General features: G+C 56.2%; 16 protein-coding genes. 10 read left to right on the top strand and 6 right to left on the bottom strand.

The window, feature by feature from the left end; all coding sequences use genetic code 11:
- Position 1: 1 nt before the first annotated feature.
- From eutC to TH5_RS18425, 10 genes are all read left to right on the top strand, one after another.
- Positions 2-994 carry an ectoine utilization protein EutC gene (gene eutC, locus TH5_RS18380; RefSeq protein WP_114123070.1) on the top strand — a complete coding sequence of 331 codons (993 nt, stop codon included), beginning with the start codon at positions 2-4 and terminating at the stop codon, positions 992-994.
- A gap of 59 nt (positions 995-1,053) precedes the next feature.
- The gene (doeA, locus tag TH5_RS18385) at positions 1,054-2,235 is read left to right on the top strand and encodes an ectoine hydrolase DoeA (RefSeq protein ID WP_097051190.1); all 1,182 of its coding nucleotides are present in this window, start codon (positions 1,054-1,056) and stop codon (positions 2,233-2,235) included.
- Between the two features lie 108 nt (positions 2,236-2,343).
- Positions 2,344-3,348, top strand: coding sequence for a N(2)-acetyl-L-2,4-diaminobutanoate deacetylase DoeB (doeB, locus tag TH5_RS18390; RefSeq protein WP_037988190.1), 1,005 nt, complete (start codon positions 2,344-2,346; stop codon positions 3,346-3,348).
- Positions 3,345-3,836, top strand: coding sequence for an Lrp/AsnC family transcriptional regulator (locus tag TH5_RS18395; protein WP_114123071.1), 492 nt, complete (start codon positions 3,345-3,347; stop codon positions 3,834-3,836). Before doeB ends, TH5_RS18395 begins: the two co-directional genes overlap by 4 nt.
- A 46-nt stretch (positions 3,837-3,882) precedes the next feature.
- A complete protein-coding gene (locus TH5_RS18400) occupies positions 3,883-4,320 on the top strand; it encodes an EamA family transporter (protein ID WP_114123072.1) in 438 nt (145 codons plus the stop codon).
- Positions 4,321-4,393: 73 nt separating this feature from the next.
- Positions 4,394-5,839: an MORN repeat-containing protein gene (locus tag TH5_RS18405; protein WP_147250131.1), complete on the top strand. Its 1,446-nt coding sequence runs from the start codon at positions 4,394-4,396 to the stop codon at positions 5,837-5,839.
- Between the two features lie 161 nt (positions 5,840-6,000).
- Positions 6,001-7,398 carry an arylsulfotransferase family protein gene (locus tag TH5_RS18410; RefSeq protein ID WP_114123074.1) on the top strand — a complete coding sequence of 466 codons (1,398 nt, stop codon included), beginning with the start codon at positions 6,001-6,003 and terminating at the stop codon, positions 7,396-7,398.
- Positions 7,395-7,694 carry a hypothetical protein gene (locus TH5_RS18415; RefSeq protein WP_114123075.1) on the top strand — a complete coding sequence of 100 codons (300 nt, stop codon included), beginning with the start codon at positions 7,395-7,397 and terminating at the stop codon, positions 7,692-7,694. Before TH5_RS18410 ends, TH5_RS18415 begins: the two co-directional genes overlap by 4 nt.
- A gap of 30 nt (positions 7,695-7,724) precedes the next feature.
- Positions 7,725-8,468, top strand: a complete 744-nt coding sequence (locus tag TH5_RS18420) for a hypothetical protein (RefSeq protein WP_114123076.1) — start codon at positions 7,725-7,727, stop codon at positions 8,466-8,468.
- Entirely contained in the window at positions 8,465-9,652 is a 1,188-nt protein-coding gene (locus TH5_RS18425) for a sulfotransferase family protein (RefSeq protein WP_114123077.1), read from the top strand. Before TH5_RS18420 ends, TH5_RS18425 begins: the two co-directional genes overlap by 4 nt.
- A gap of 54 nt (positions 9,653-9,706) precedes the next feature.
- Here TH5_RS18425 and TH5_RS18430 read toward each other — a convergent pair whose 3' ends face one another.
- The 6 genes from TH5_RS18430 to TH5_RS18455 all read right to left on the bottom strand — a co-directional run.
- Positions 9,707-9,892, bottom strand: coding sequence for a hypothetical protein (locus TH5_RS18430; RefSeq protein ID WP_062949552.1), 186 nt, complete (start codon positions 9,890-9,892; stop codon positions 9,707-9,709).
- On the bottom strand, positions 9,889-11,250 hold the full coding sequence (locus TH5_RS18435) for an amidase (protein ID WP_114123078.1): 1,362 nt from the start codon (positions 11,248-11,250) through the stop codon (positions 9,889-9,891). Before TH5_RS18435 ends, TH5_RS18430 begins: the two co-directional genes overlap by 4 nt.
- 12 nt (positions 11,251-11,262) lie before the next feature.
- Positions 11,263-12,684, bottom strand: coding sequence for a TRAP transporter large permease (locus TH5_RS18440; RefSeq protein ID WP_114123079.1), 1,422 nt, complete (start codon positions 12,682-12,684; stop codon positions 11,263-11,265).
- Positions 12,685-12,728: 44 nt separating this feature from the next.
- Complete coding sequence (locus TH5_RS18445; RefSeq protein WP_114123080.1) at positions 12,729-13,301, bottom strand: TRAP transporter small permease subunit; 573 nt, start codon at positions 13,299-13,301, stop codon at positions 12,729-12,731.
- Between the two features lie 96 nt (positions 13,302-13,397).
- Positions 13,398-14,561, bottom strand: a complete 1,164-nt coding sequence (locus TH5_RS18450) for a TRAP transporter substrate-binding protein (protein WP_007088958.1) — start codon at positions 14,559-14,561, stop codon at positions 13,398-13,400.
- 203 nt (positions 14,562-14,764) lie between these two features.
- A partial coding sequence (locus TH5_RS18455; protein ID WP_279627767.1) for an NAD(P)-dependent oxidoreductase occupies positions 14,765-15,284 on the bottom strand: 520 nt, incomplete at its 5' end.

Consider the following 15,284-nt stretch of genomic DNA (forward strand, 5'->3'; position numbering starts at 1 on the left):
TATGCCCAACATCAGAATTCTGACCGAAACCGACCTTCGCAACGTTATCACCCTTGATACCGATGCGATTGCCTGTATCGAAAACGCCTTTCTCGCACTGGCGACCAAGGATGTGCGGATGCCGCCAATCCTTCGGCTTGATATCGACGACCACAATGGCGAGGTCGATGTCAAAACCGCCTATGTCCCCGGACTGGACAGTTTCGCCATCAAAATCAGCCCCGGCTTTTTTGACAATCCGAAACTCGGCCTGCCGTCGGTAAACGGGTTGATGAACCTGTTTTCGGCCAAAACCGGCCTGCTCGAAGCCGTGATGCTCGATAACGGTTATCTGACCGATGTGCGCACCGCTGCCGCCGGGGGCGTTGCCGCCAAACATCTGGCACGCAAGGATGCAAAACATGCCGCGATCTTCGGGGCCGGGGTGCAGGCGAAATTGCAGCTCAAGGCGCTTAAACTGGTACGCGGCATCACATCGGCCACCATCTGGGCACGCGACATGGCCAAGGCCGAACTCTGTGCCGCCGCCTGCGCCAGCGAACTTGGCCTTTCCGTAACCGCAACGCCCGATGGCCGGGCCGCGGCACAGGATGCCGACATTATTGTCACCACCACCCCCGCACGTGAACCGGTCCTTTTGTCGGACTGGGTCAAACCCGGTACCCATATCACTGCGATGGGATCGGATGCGGAACATAAAAACGAAATCGACCCGGCATTAATCGGCCGGGCAGACCTTTATGTGTGCGACAGCCTTTCGCAATGCCGGATCCTGGGCGAACTGCATCACGCCATTGATGCCCGGATCATCAAAGCCGACCGCACATTTTCAGAACTGGGGCAGGTTATCGCCGGATCGGCATCTGGACGTACGTCCGATGATGCGATCACGGTTGCCGATCTGACCGGTACGGGTGTCCAGGACACCGCAATCGCCACCCTCGCCCGTGCCCGCTGCGACGCAGCCAAGGCCGGGACCGAGATCACGTCGTAATAACAAAGGGAAACAGGGTCAGGAAAAACTGAAACCCCGCCTTTTTTTGGAGGCCTGCGATGAGCCAGGTTGAATTGAATTTCACGCGCGAGGAATATGCCGAGCGTCTGGAAAAAACAAAAAAAGCCATGGTGGAAAAGGGGCTCGATCTTCTGATCGTGACCGATCCATCAAACATGGCCTGGCTGACCGGCTATGACGGCTGGTCGTTTTATGTTCACCAATGCGTCCTCGTTCCGATCGAAGATGATCCGATCTGGTTCGGCCGGTCGCAGGATGCAAACGGGGCAAAGCGCACGGTCTATATGACCCATGATCGCATCATCCCCTATGCCGATTATTATGTGCAATCCACCACCCATCATCCGATGGATTACCTGTGCGAGGTGATCGAATATCGCAATTGGGGCACGCGCAATATCGGCGTGGAAATGGACAATTATTATTTCTCGGCCAGATGCTATGCGCAATTACAGGCCCATCTGCCCAATGCAAAGTTCCATGACGCAACCGCACTGGTAAACTGGCAGCGCGCGGTAAAATCCGAGACCGAGATTTTCTATATGCGTCAGGCGGCCCGCATCGTCGAAAACATGCATGAACGCATTTTCGAAGTTGTCGAACCGGGCATGAAGAAAAACGAACTGGTTGCCGAAATCTATCGTTCCGGGATTGTCGGCATTGACGGGATCGGCGGGGATTACCCGGCGATTGTGCCGTTGCTGCCATCGGGTGCTGATGCCGGTGCACCGCATCTGACCTGGGATGACAAACCGATACCGGGCGATGCCGGTACGTTTTTCGAGATTGCCGGTTGCTATAAACGCTATCATGCGCCGCTGTCGCGCACGGTCTATCTGGGGCAGCCCGAACAGCGTTTCCTTGACGCCGAAAGTGCTCTGATCGAAGGCCTTCAGGCCGGGCTTGAAGCCGCCAAACCCGGCAATGTCTGCGAAGATATTGCCAATGCCTTCTTTGGTGTGCTGCAAAAATACGGCATCCACAAAGACAGCCGGTGCGGATACCCGATCGGGCTTTCCTATCCGCCAGACTGGGGCGAACGCACCATGAGCCTGCGCCCCGGTGACCGCACGGTTCTTGAACCCGGCATGACATTCCATTTCATGCCCGGACTCTGGTTTGATGACTGGGGGATCGAGATCACCGAAAGCATGATGATCACGGAAACCGGCAGCAAAACACTGACCAGTTATCCAAGGCAGTTGTTCGTCAAAAACTGACCGCAACACTGATGATAAGACATCGCATCGGCAATTATGCGCCCGATGCAGGATTACCACGCAGGATACCGATGGTCGCGGTATCCTGCATTTTGCAAGGAAACGACCATGACAAAGAAATCGCCGATTACACCGACAATCCCGTTTGATCAGGACGGCATCCATCATGGCTTTTTGAAACTGCCCTATTCGCGTGATGATTCCGCGTGGGGGGCCGTGATGATCCCGATTACCGTCATTCGCAACGGCGATGGCCCGACCGCCCTTCTGACCGGCGGCAATCACGGTGACGAGTACGAAGGACTGGTATCGCTGTTCAAACTTGCGGGGAAACTGTCGCCTGCTGAAATCACCGGGCGGGTCATCATTTTACCGGCGATGAATTTCCCGGCATTCCTCAATGCGTCGCGGACTTCCCCGATTGACAAGGGCAACCTTAACCGCAGCTTCCCCGGCAAGGCCGACGGCACGGTGACTCAGAAAATCGCCGATTACGTCCTGCGTCATCTGGTACCAGAGGCCGACATCGTCCTTGATCTGCATTCCGGCGGCAAAACGCTGGACTTCATTCCGTTTGCCGCCGTCCACGTCCTTGACGACAAGGAACAGGAAGCCCGTTGCGTTGCGGCGATGAAAGCCTTTGCCGCCCCCTATTCGATGATGATGCTGGAACTTGATTCGGTCGGCATGTTTGACACGGTTGTTGAAGAAGCCGGCAAAACCTTTGTCACCACCGAACTGGGCGGCGGGGGCTCAACCACGGCCGAACGGGTGGCGATTGCCGATCGCGGGGTGCGCAACCTTCTGATCCATGCCGGTATTCTGACCGGTGAACCGGACGTCCCCGACGATAGCGGCATCATGCTGGATATGCCGGACGGCAACTGTTTCGTTGCGTCGGTTTCAAGCGGCCTGTTTGAACCCTGTGTCGATCTGGGCGACACGGTTCTGCGCGGCGACCTGATTGCACGCGTTTACGATTCCAACCGTACCGGCAGCGTCCCCACCGAATACAAGGCAACCCGCGACGGCATTATCGCATGCCGTCATTTCCCTGGCCTGATCAAAACCGGTGACTGTCTTGCCGTCATTGCCGAGGTGGTCGGGAAATGATCAGGCTGGATGATCAGGATCTGAAAATCCTGCTCACGCTGCAACGCGAGGGGCGCATCACCAAGGTCAAACTGGCCGAGGCGGTGAACCTCTCGCCAAGCCCGTGCTGGGAACGGCTCAAACGCCTCGAGGACCTTGGCGTGATTTCGGGCTATCACGCCCATATCAATCTTGAAATGCTGGTCAAACCAACCCTTGTGATGACCGAGGTAACGCTTCGCCATCATCAGCACGAGGATTTCACGATTTTCGAAAAGGCAGTTCAGGACATTCCCGAAATCGTCGAATGCTACGCCCTTGGCGGCGGGGTCGATTATATGCTCAAGATACTCTGTCGTGATGTCGATGCCTATCAACGTCTGATCGACGGACTTTTGATCGCAGGCATCGGTATTGACCGATATTTTACCTATATCGTGACAAAAAAGGTCAAAACCACACCGGTCCCGCCAATCGAGGCCCTTTTGGATCCTTCAATCCGGAAATAAAGGCCGGCTGGCAGTGCCGGGAAAGGCAAAACGGGGGTCATCGGCAATGAAGGATGTGATGGAAAGCTGGCAATTATGGGCTGCCCTTGCCGCCTGCTTTGCCGCGCTGACCGCGATTTTTGCCAAGGTCGGGATTGAAAACATCAATTCCGACTTCGCCACCTTTATCCGCACCACAATCATTTTCATCATGGTCTTTGCCATCCTGATGATTGGCGGTCACTGGCAAAACCCGGCAACCGTATCGGCCAAAACATGGTGGTTCCTGATCCTGTCCGGGCTTGCGACCGGGGCATCGTGGTTATGCTACTTCCGCGCACTCAAGATTGGCGAGGCCGCAAAGGTCGCCCCGATTGACAAGCTCAGCGTCGTACTGGTTGCGATCTTCGGCGCAGCATTTCTTGGTGAAAAACTGTCCCCCGCAAGCTGGCTTGGCGTCGTGATGATCGGTACCGGTGCCGCGCTTATTGCCTGGAAAGGCTAAATTTAAACGCTTCCCAACCTGCCAAAGTTGTGGCGAAATCGGTTTTATCATTTGGCCTATGGGGGAATGGGTGATGAAACCGGGCGTTACCATGATCAGGACCGTGACGATTGGCATTCTGGGCATAAGCCTTTCTGCCTGCCAGACAGTCAATACAGCCCCCGCCCCCTCGCCCGCACCATCGCAAACATCCCTTGCCCCGGCCAGTGTTTCCGATCCCGGCAGCATCGCCTTTCGGATCAACCCATCGGGTAACGGCGCTTACTACGGCTGGCAGATGCAGGTCGTAAAGGCCTCCCGCAACAAGGGGTTCAAACCCTTCACCACCGAACAGCTTTCCGCCGGACAGATGAAGGAATACACCCTGTGGCCCGACAGCTATCTGGTCAGGGTCTCTCGACTGGGCGAACTGAAATCGGAAAGCTGGGTCGATGTGCTCCCCGGCGAGGTCACGGTGGTCTATGCCGATTACGGCCTGTTTTCCGAAGACGTCAAAATAAGCCACGAACCCGATCCCGCCCGGATTGATCCCAATATCGACACCACGGTATGGCGCATACCAATCACCACCACCTATGGCCCCGAAGTCATGTTTGCCCATGACGGCTACCGGGCGGAATATACCGGCCCGCAAAATAACGGCAATCCGGTCGGCACCGGCACGGTCGAAATCACCCGCAACGAACAGCCCTTTGCCGAAATCGACAATGCCGACATTACCGGCGACAAAATCACCGGCGACATCGAATATGCCGATGGCCGCGAAGTGGACGGCGAATATCTAAGCGACAGCCGCCAGATCGAACCGGGCAGCACGACCAAATGGCCCGATGGCACAAACTTTACCGGTACCTATCGCGTGTTTGATCCGCTTGAAGGTGAATTGCGCATGGCAGATGGCAATGTCTGGCAGGGGCCGGTGCGTGAACGCAAGCCCGCCGGTCAGGGTCGCCTGACCTGGTGGGAAGGCGGCTGGATGGAATTGCCCGAAGGATCGGCATTCCCAAGCCAGACCGGCCAATTCGTCTGTGGCGATGAAACGGTCGCGGCCGGTGATTGCTATTATTATGGCGGCAAAAAGCTTTCGGGGCCGGATGAACTGGCCACCCTGATGGAACGTGATCGCCAGCTTGCCGCAAAAGCCGCTGCCGAAGAAGCCGCCCGGAAAGCCGCATCCGAAACCACCCAACCGCAGGCCACGGCCCAAAGCGGTTGCCGCAATGCCAGTGGCACATTCCGCGACAATACCGGTAATTCCACCCTTAAACTCGACTCCCCCGGTCAGGGGAACGGTAATTTCGTCAGTTACACCTACGGCAGCGCGCAAAAATTCCGGTTCGAAATCGGCTTCACCTATGTCACCACGCCCGACAGCATTTCGGTCACCTATGGCAACGGGACCTATAGCGATGCGGCAACCGGACAGGTTCTGCAACGCATGAGTGCACCATCAGGCACTGTTTCGTGCCGGTTTGACGGTAATCTTCTGGTTATGGACGGGGTCGAATACCGGCAGTAACCAAACGAACAAACCGTCCGAAAACATCCCTACTTACAATTAAACTCTTGGGCGAAACAAAGGCGAAAAGCGGCTAAACCGCCGTAATCCCCTTGATATTGGCCGTAAATTTGCCCATCGCCGCACGTAACATTTTTGTCAGATGACAAGGAGATTGTTGCGTGCCTGCACCTGAAAAAACCAGTGAATCTGCGGAAAACAACCGCGGCGACAAAATATTTTTTGCTGCTTTCATGACCGGCATCGCCGCGATCAGCTTCGGCATTGGCGCGTTTGTCGTACTGGCCGAAGTCCCGCCCTACCAGTCGATGAAAAATGCCTGGCGTGCGGGCACCGCATTGTGGGAACAACGCACCAAATACAGCAGTGTCGAACGTCTTGATTTCTGGGCACCGGCACGCACCGAAGAAACCGGTGTGACGATCAATAAAACGGACAAGACCCAGAAAGGTCTGACGCTGTATTCATCCGGTGACGGGCCGCATGCGGTGCTGATCGATATGGATGGCAACATCGTCCATGAATGGCGCATGCCGTTCAGCGAAATCCACGATGAAACATCGCCGATCCCCAACCCGCAAAAAGACGATTTCATGCATTGGCACACCGCCAAGATGGCACCCGATGGGGATCTGATCGTGCAATATACCGCGGCGGGCGACACGCCATATGGCTATGGTATGGCCAAGATCGACCGTAATTCCAAACCGGTCTGGAAATATCTGGGAACCGCACATCACGATTTTTCGATTGCGTCCGATGGCCGGATTTATGCCCTGACCCAGGAATTCCGCTTTAACACATATGACAACCGCAAACAGCTCACCCCGCCGCGGCTTGATGATTTCGCGGTAATCCTCTCGCCCGAAGGCAAGGAAATCAAACGTGTCTCGATCCTCGATGCGCTGATCAATTCCAGTTACGCCAACATGGTCGATTTCGCGCCCTATTTCTCGAACGAGGACGTGTTGCACACCAACACGATCCAGCTGATCACCGAAGAAACGGCGCAAAACTTTGAACAGGGCAAGGCGGGCGATGTTGTTCTGTCCTTCCGTGATCTTGGCATCATTGCCGTGCTCGATATGGATGCGGAAAAAGTCGTCTGGGCCACACGCGGCCCGTGGCTGGGTCAGCATGACCCGGATGTCCTGCCCAATGGCGATATCCTGCTGTTTGACAATCAGGGACAGCTTGCCGATCCGGAAGCCGGGCAATCACGCATCCTGCAAATCGATCCCGCAACCAACGGCATCACCTGGGAATACAAGGGCACGACCGAACACAGGTTTGACAGCAACATCCGTGCTGATCAGCAACGCCTTCCCAATGGCAATACCCTGATTACCGAATCAAGCGGCGGACGCCTTTTTGAAGTCACCCCGGAAGGCGAGATCGTCTGGGAATACCACAACCCGATCCGCCGTGATGATCCCGATAACCCCGGCCAAAAACTGATCCCCGTCGTATCGCAGGCCGAGCGCATCAGCGATGAACGCGCAGCCCTTTACAGCGATACCAACTTCACCCCGACCTCCCCTGATGGAGAAAAGCAATGAAACAGAACATGAAACTGCTTTCGATTGGAACCGCGACCATTGCCGCCGCAACACTTCTGACGGCCCTGCCTGCACAGGCATATGTCGGACCGGGTGCTGGTCTTAGCCTTCTGTCTGCTTTGTGGGCTGTTCTGGCCGCCGTATTTGTCGCGGTTGGCTTTGTCCTGCTGTGGCCGATCCGCAAAATGATGCGCAACCGCAAACGTGCGCAGCAGAACGGCTCTGGCACCACCTCGCATTCAACGCATTCGGCGCATTCGGCGCATTCGGCGCATTCGCACCAGCCGAAAGCCTGAACGGTCAACGACCAACAGGAACGATGACGCATGGGAATACTCGATTGGCCCGCCCCCGCCTTTAGCACCCTTGATGCCCTGATGGCAGATGCCCTCGGACCGTTTGGACGCGTCCTGATCTGGGCGCTGGTCTGTGCGGTGATTTCGATGCTCCTTTATAAGGTGCTGTCGCCGCAAACACGCATCAAGGCGATCAAGGAACGGCTGAAAGAAGCCCGCAAGGCCATGGCCGAAGACGATGGCGAGGATTTCGGCGAAGGCATGAAGCTGGCCAAGGCACAGCTTGCCCAGTCGCTGAAACTTGTCGGTTTCGTCATCGGCCCGGCGGTTGTCGCATCCCTGCCTGCCCTTGCGATGATCGTCTGGCTGGACGGGCAGTACGGCTATAGCTGCCCGGTACCGGGGCAGCAGGTTTCTATCAGCGCCCAGCCCGAAAATGTCGCCATCGAACAGGTCGGCATCAATCCGGCAGGATTGGAAGACGGCGCCTGCCCGGTTGTTCAGGTGCCCGGTGCCAGTGACGGTGAAACCTATCTGGTGGCACCGGCCGCCGCCATTCCCGTGATCCATCAAAAACAGTGGTGGAACCTGATTATCGGCAACCCGGCGGGCTATCTGCCCGACGACAGCCCGGTAACACAGCTTCGTTTCGAATTGCCAACCCAACAAATCATCAGCGCCGGCCCGGATTGGGCACGTGGCTGGGAACTGACTTTCTTCCTTGCCCTCGTATTGGGGTCGCTGGCGATCAAAAAAGGATTTCGCATCGAATGACTGGCCAAACGACATCCGAAAAACCCACCGCGTCCGCGTCTAATGGCACCGCCTTCCATGTATCGGGCTGGGATAACTGGCTAAGCGGTCTGATTGCTCGCCACCCGATGCAATGGATCAGACTTGGCAATTTCGAAACGAAAATTGCCGGTGATGCGATTGAAGATGTCAAAATCGAAAAGCCGGTCTTTGTCGCAGGGCTCGCCCGCTCGGGCAGCACGATCCTTCTTGAAACGCTTGCCCGCCACTCGGATGCCGCAACCCATCGTTACCGCGACTATCCGCCGGTTTTCACGCCCTATCTGTGGAACAAGTTTGTCGACCTTGCCCCCAAGGGCAAGGAAGTCGCGGTTGAACGCACCCATGCGGATGGCATCAACATCACGCCTGAAAGCCCCGAAGCGTTCGAGGAAATGATCTGGATGGCGTTTTTCCGTCATCTGCATGACGTCAATGAAAGCAACGTCCTTGATGGTCAGATCAGCAATCCGGCATTCGAGAAATTCTATCGCGACCACATCCGCAAGCTGATCCATATCCGCGGCGGCAAACGCTATATCTCCAAGGCCAACTATCTGGTCCCCCGGATGGAATATCTGCTGTCGATTTTCCCCGATGCACGGTTCGTTCTGCCGGTTCGCGATCCGCTGTGGCATATCGCATCCCTTGCCAAGCAGCACGACCTGTTCTGCAAGGGTGAGCAGGATAACCCGCGCGCAATTGCCCATATGCAGCGTGTCGGCCATTACGAATTCGGCCTTGATCGTCGTCCGATCAATACTGGCGATCTGCACGCTACCCGACAGATCATGAAACACTGGAAAGATGGCGACGAAGTCGCCGGTTGGGCCCATTACTGGAGCGACCTGCACCATTACATCGCTGATCGCATGACCGTGAACAAGGCCCTTGGCGATGCGACGCTGGTGGTCCGGTACGAGGATTTCGTCGCAGACCCGGCAAATCAGTTACGCCGTCTGTTTGATCATGTTGATCTGCCCGATGCCGAACCGATCATCAATGAAGTCGCCCCGACCATTCACGCGCCGACCTATTACCGCCCGAAATTCAGCGACGATGAAATTGATCTGATCCGCGATGTAACCGCGATTGCCGCGGCCCGCTTCGGCTATGACGGCAAACAGCAGGACGGTGCGCTTATTGCAAAAACAAAACGCGCCTAGGGATTTTTAAATCCCCGGCGCGTCCTGAATTAATTGGCATTTGGCAAAAAGCGATCAGTGATGGTCGCTTTTTCGCCCTGTGGCCATATGCCAGAAATCCCACGCACACAGTGCTAACGTGATCCCGACCATAATGCCAAGATCCCAGCGCGTGACATAGCCAAACAAAATGCCAAGAAAGCCGCCAAAGACGATAAAGGCCAAAATCGCCATTGCCTGATCAAGACGTGACGGTATCATGACGATGCTCCTTCATTTTCAGAATTCGTAACAAATTCAACAAGCCAGCGCGCCGTTCGAAGCAACCGGGCATCATCACCGCGCCGCCCGACAAGCTGCACGCCCATCGGCAACCCGTTTTCCGCCCAAAGCAACGGCAACGTAATCGCAGGCGTCCCGCACAACGTCCAAAGACCGTTGAAAATGGCATTCCCGGTCGTATCAAGGCTTCCTGGGGCCGGGCCCGGTGCCGCCGGGGTGATGATCACATCACAACGCTGGAACACTTCATCAAGCGCAACATTGTAAAGATCGCGCCAGTCCAGTGCGGCAAGATAATCCCTCGCCGTGACCTTGTTCCCCGCGTCAAGCGCCTCTGTCATCTGCGGGGATAATTGATCGCGTCCGCGCTTTTCATAGCTGTAATAACATTTTGCCATTTCGGCAAAATTGATCTTTGCCCGCAGATCGGCGGCATCATCAAATGCCTTGGGCAAGGGTGCCTCAAAGCACTGTTCGCCCAAAACGCTCGTCAATTCGCGAAATGCCATGACGGTATCGTCATCGGCCACACTGTCAAACTGTGGCGGGCGGACAAAGGCCAGTGTCGGCGTTACCAGCGGCGTTGACTTGGCGGCTTCCTGCAAACGCGGGGTGGGTTGCAATGTCGTCGCCCGGTCACGCGCGTCATGCCCGAACAGAATTTCGGCAATCATCGCAGCCCCTTCGACGGAACGGGCAAACACACCAATGGTATCAAGCGACGGTGACTGGGCCAGAACCCCGGTGCGCGAAATCGCGCCAAAGGTCGGCTTCAACCCGACCACCCCACAAAACGATGCCGGCCGGATGACCGACCCACCGGTTTGCGTCCCCACGGCCAACGGCACCATCGCTGCGGCAACTGCCGCCGCCGATCCGGCCGATGATCCCCCCGGTGTGTGGGATGTGTCGTGCGGGTTGCGTGTTTTGGACGGGCACATGAAGGCCATTTCGGTCGAAACCGTCTTGCCCATGATGATCGCGCCCGCCGCACGAAGCTTTTCGACCAGCACCGCATCCTCGGTCGGCACCCGTCCCTTATCAAGCGGCGTGCCATTTTCCGTTGGCATCCGGGCCGTATCGATAACGTCCTTCAGCCCGACGGGCAGACCATGCAACGGGCCAATCGGCATGCCCGACTGGCGGCGCGCGTCAAGCGCACGTGCCTGTGCGAGAACATAGTCACCATCAAGATAGGCCCATGCCTGAATTTCCGGTTCAAGTGCCGCGATCCGCTCAAGACAGGCCTCGGCATATTCCACCGCGCGCACGGCACCGGATGCCAGCCGGTCACGCAGTTCGACCACGTCAAGGTTAAGCAACGGATTAAGTGTCATACCGACGGCCTCCTAACGTGCGCCATAGAACAGATCCGGCAGATGGAACACGATCTGGGGGAAGGTATACATCAGAACCATGCTGACAATCACCATGAACAGGAACGGCATGATCCCCTTGAAGATATCCGTCAGCAAAATACCCGGAGGCGAAACACCCTTAAGATAATAGGCCGACATTGCCATCGGCGGCGTCAGGAAGGATGTCTGCAGGTTCAGCGCGACAAGGATACCAAAGAACAGCGGATCAATATCAAACAGCGGCAGCAGCGGCAGGAAGATCGGCACAAAGATGATGATGATTTCCGACCATTCCAGCGGCCAGCCAAGCAGGAAGATGATCAACTGCGCCAGCAGCAGGAACTGAAGCGGTGTCAGATCAAGCCCGCCAACGAACTCGGCAATGACATGCTCGCCACCAAGATACGAGAACACCGACGAGAACGTATAGGACCCGACAAACAGCCAGCACACCATCGCCGATGTCCGCACCGTCAGGTAAACGGACTCGCGCAGCCGGTCAAAGGTCAGCGCACGATACGCCAGCGCCAGAACCATCCCGCCCAGCGCACCGATGGATGCCGCCTCGGTTGGGGTTGCAAGACCAAACAGGATCGAACCCAGAACGGCAAGAATAAGGAATGCCAGCGGGAAGAACGACGTCGCCAGCAACCAGAGAACCTTGAGCAGGGGAACATCGGGAATTTCATCGGATGTCGGACGCGGTGCGGCTTTTGGCTGCAACAAGGCACGCCCCACGACATAAAGCAGATAAAGCCCGACCAGCGTCAGGCCCGGCAACAGCGCACCGGCATAAAGGCGCACGATCGACACACCTGATGCCGCGGCATACACAATCAGCATGATTGATGGCGGGATCAGAATGCCCAGCGTCCCGCCAGCACAGATGATGCCGGTGGCAAAGCTTTTGTCATAACGGGCCTTGATCATCGCGGGCAGTGCCAGCATCCCCATCAGGGTCACCACCGCACCGACAATCCCGGTTGCGGTCGCAAACAGCGCACAGGTCACAAGGGCGGCAACGCCAAGCGAACCGGGAACATTCTTGGCAGCAATGTTAAGTGTCGAGAACAACCGGTTTACGATATTGGCGCGTTCAACGATGTACCCCATGAACAGGAACAGCGGAACCGCAGTCAGAACCTCGTTCGACATCACCGTGTATGTCTGGTTGATGAACAGGTCGAATATCCGGTTATTCACCGCCCCTTCGATCCAGGTTATCGCCGATGTCAGGGTATCGCTGTCCTCGGCCAGACGGTCAAAGGCACGCCACATGCGTCCTGCGTCAAAATACGCGTAGTAACCAAAACCAATCCCCAGCGCCATCAGCGTAAACGCGACGGGAAAGCCAAGGAAAACAAGCATAATGAAGATGCCAAGCATCATCAGGGCGACATGTGCGTCAATCACGTTTGCAGCTCCGTTCGGACCGGTTATCGCGGGTTTCGATTTGGTTAGTTGTCTTTTGCGACATGCTGCTTCATCAGCAATTCTTCGGTTTCTTGGACATCGTCATCGGCACCGCGCCAGTATCCTTCACGCATGCACATGATGCAGCGCATGACCTGCGCTATTCCCTGAATGAACAGAAGAATGCCTGCCGCCACCATAATGGCCTTGAACTGAAAGATCGGAACGCCCGCCGGGCTGTTCACGCTGACTTCCCCGTATCCCCAGGACCGCGATGAATATTTCCAGCCTGTCAGGATCAGGGCCGTAATGCCGGGGAAGAAAAAGAAGATATAAAGCACAAGGTCGACAGTTGCCTGTGTTCTTGGCTTCCAGAGACGGTAAAGGAAATCACCCCGCACATGGCCCCCGCGCGACAGCGTATAAGCCCCGCCCATCATGAATAACGAGCCATACATGATGAAGGAAACGTCGAGCGACCATGTCGTCGGCGCATTAAAAACATAACGCGCCATCACTTCGTAACTCATTCCCAACGTCATCAGGATGATGAGCCACCCGAAAGCCTTGGCAAACCAGGCCGAAAGCTTGTCCGCGAATTCAATAAAGCTGATCATGAAGTCTTTCCGTTACCGTAGCAACCGCCCCGGAGGCCATATGGCCTCCGGGGCAGCCTTTGGGTCAGACAAACCGTATGAAACCAGAAGGTTTCATTACAGTTTCAGTTTGCCCGGGAAGTAGTGGTCATAGGCAAGCTGATAATCGGGCGAGTTCATCAGTTCATAATAGGTCACGCGCTCAACCCAGGCACGCTGGCTATCAAGAACCTTTTTCATGAACGGATCTTCTTCAAGCTGCGGGATCAGCTTGTCCCAGGCTTCAAGCTGGGCAGCCAGAATTTCCTTCGATGTACGATGGATGGTAACGCCTTCGTCTGCAAGTTTCTGCAGGTCGGACGAATAATTGTCCATCGCAAGTGCCGTGTTCGACGTCGAAGCCGCTTCCACGCCATACCGCAGGATCGCCTGCAGATCAGGTTCGAGGTCTTCATAGAAATCACGGTTGAAGATGAACTCGAAGCTTTCGGATGCCTGATGATAGGACGACAGATAGTAGTTCTTCGCCACATCCTGCGCGCCGAAACGCATGTCCGAAGACGGGTTGTTGAATTCAAACGCGTCAATCACGCCGCGTTCCATCGCCGGAACGATCTCGCCACCCGGAAGCTGCGCGACCGACATGCCCATCGATTGCAGCAGATCGGCAGCCAGACCAACGGTACGGTATTTGAAGCCCTGGATATCGGCGACAGAATTGACCTCTCCCTTGAACCAGCCGAACGGCTGGGCCGGCATCGGGAAGCCAAGAAGACCAATCACGTTCAGCCCCATAACGTCCTGGGTCAGTTCGCGATAGAATTCTTCACCGCCACCGGCATAGAACCAGCTCAGCATGGTGGTTGCAGAACCGCCAAACACCGGACCGGTACCAAACAGCGAGGCCGCCTTGTTCTTGCCGTACCAGTAAACCGGCACGGAATGGGCGATATCGATCACGCCATCATTGACGCCATCCAGAACCTGGAAAGCCCCGATAACGGCACCAGCCGGCAGAAGGTCAACCTTCAGGCGACCACCCGACATGGCTTCGACACGATCGGCATATTGCTTGGCAAACGTCATCCAGATATCCGATGACGGCCAGGACGTCTGCATTTTGACGACCAAAGGTGCAGGTTGTGCATGAACTGCCGGGGCGGCGAACAGCCCCGAAGCAGCAGCGCCACCGGCAACAACACCGGTAGCACCCTTGGTAAGGAACGAACGGCGGGACACTTGCTTCGACTTCACGTCTTCAGGCGTAGGTATCTTTTTCATTACTTCCTCCCAGAATTATCGCCGCACCCGACAACTAATTGGCGGAAAATAGGCGATGATTTTCAGCCTTACATAGGCCCTGACCTGATACAAGGGACATCGAATATTTGGCCTTCCACCATGTGGAAAACTTTTTTCGATTATTATTTTCCGAAACATGACGTGTTCCGGAATTTAGCAAGTTCTTGTTTTTGGCGCCGCGATCAGGCGACGCGATCCTGCGGTTGCCCGCCGGAAAAGAAGGCATCAAGATTATCCAGCGCCCGAAAGCCCATGGCATCACGCGTCTCTTCAGTCGCAGAGCCTATATGTGGCAACAGGAAGACGTTTTTCAACGACGACAGATCGGGGTTTCCACCGGGTTCCTTGCGGAACACATCAAGCCCGGCCGCAAACAGCTTCCCGCTCTGAAGCGCCTTGATCAGGGCATCCTCATCGACCAGATTGCCGCGCGCCGTATTGACCAGAATGGCCCGATCCGGCAGCAATGCGATGGTTTTTTCATTGATGATACCGGTCGTATCGGGCGTCGCCGGACAATGCAGCGACAAGACATCCGATACCGCCAGAAGCCCCTCGACCGTATCGTGGAAAACAGCCCCCTTTTCAAGGTGACCCGGCAGACGGGACCGATTGTGATAATGCACTTCCATGCCAAAGCCGCGTGCGCGCTCGGCGGCAACCTGCCCGACCCGGCCCATGCCCAGAACGCCAAACCGCTTG

The sequence above is a fragment of the Thalassospira xianhensis MCCC 1A02616 genome (genome assembly GCF_003326475.1).
Lineage (GTDB): Bacteria > Pseudomonadota > Alphaproteobacteria > Rhodospirillales > Thalassospiraceae > Thalassospira > Thalassospira xianhensis.

What these genes read in the sequence shown, in the direction of transcription:
- TH5_RS18435 (WP_114123078.1), bottom strand. Translation starts at nt 11,250, where the DNA reads ATGACACTTAATCCGTTGCTTAACCTTGACGTGGTCGAACTGCGTGAC.
- TH5_RS18405 (WP_147250131.1), top strand. Translation starts at nt 4,394, where the DNA reads ATGAAACCGGGCGTTACCATGATCAGGACCGTGACGATTGGCATTCTG.
- TH5_RS18415 (WP_114123075.1), top strand. Translation starts at nt 7,395, where the DNA reads ATGAAACAGAACATGAAACTGCTTTCGATTGGAACCGCGACCATTGCC.
- TH5_RS18450 (WP_007088958.1), bottom strand. Translation starts at nt 14,561, where the DNA reads ATGAAAAAGATACCTACGCCTGAAGACGTGAAGTCGAAGCAAGTGTCC.
- doeA (WP_097051190.1), top strand. Translation starts at nt 1,054, where the DNA reads ATGAGCCAGGTTGAATTGAATTTCACGCGCGAGGAATATGCCGAGCGT.
- TH5_RS18425 (WP_114123077.1), top strand. Translation starts at nt 8,465, where the DNA reads ATGACTGGCCAAACGACATCCGAAAAACCCACCGCGTCCGCGTCTAAT.
- TH5_RS18430 (WP_062949552.1), bottom strand. Translation starts at nt 9,892, where the DNA reads ATGATACCGTCACGTCTTGATCAGGCAATGGCGATTTTGGCCTTTATC.
- TH5_RS18395 (WP_114123071.1), top strand. Translation starts at nt 3,345, where the DNA reads ATGATCAGGCTGGATGATCAGGATCTGAAAATCCTGCTCACGCTGCAA.
- eutC (WP_114123070.1), top strand. Translation starts at nt 2, where the DNA reads ATGCCCAACATCAGAATTCTGACCGAAACCGACCTTCGCAACGTTATC.
- TH5_RS18445 (WP_114123080.1), bottom strand. Translation starts at nt 13,301, where the DNA reads ATGATCAGCTTTATTGAATTCGCGGACAAGCTTTCGGCCTGGTTTGCC.
- doeB (WP_037988190.1), top strand. Translation starts at nt 2,344, where the DNA reads ATGACAAAGAAATCGCCGATTACACCGACAATCCCGTTTGATCAGGAC.
- TH5_RS18420 (WP_114123076.1), top strand. Translation starts at nt 7,725, where the DNA reads ATGGGAATACTCGATTGGCCCGCCCCCGCCTTTAGCACCCTTGATGCC.
- TH5_RS18400 (WP_114123072.1), top strand. Translation starts at nt 3,883, where the DNA reads ATGAAGGATGTGATGGAAAGCTGGCAATTATGGGCTGCCCTTGCCGCC.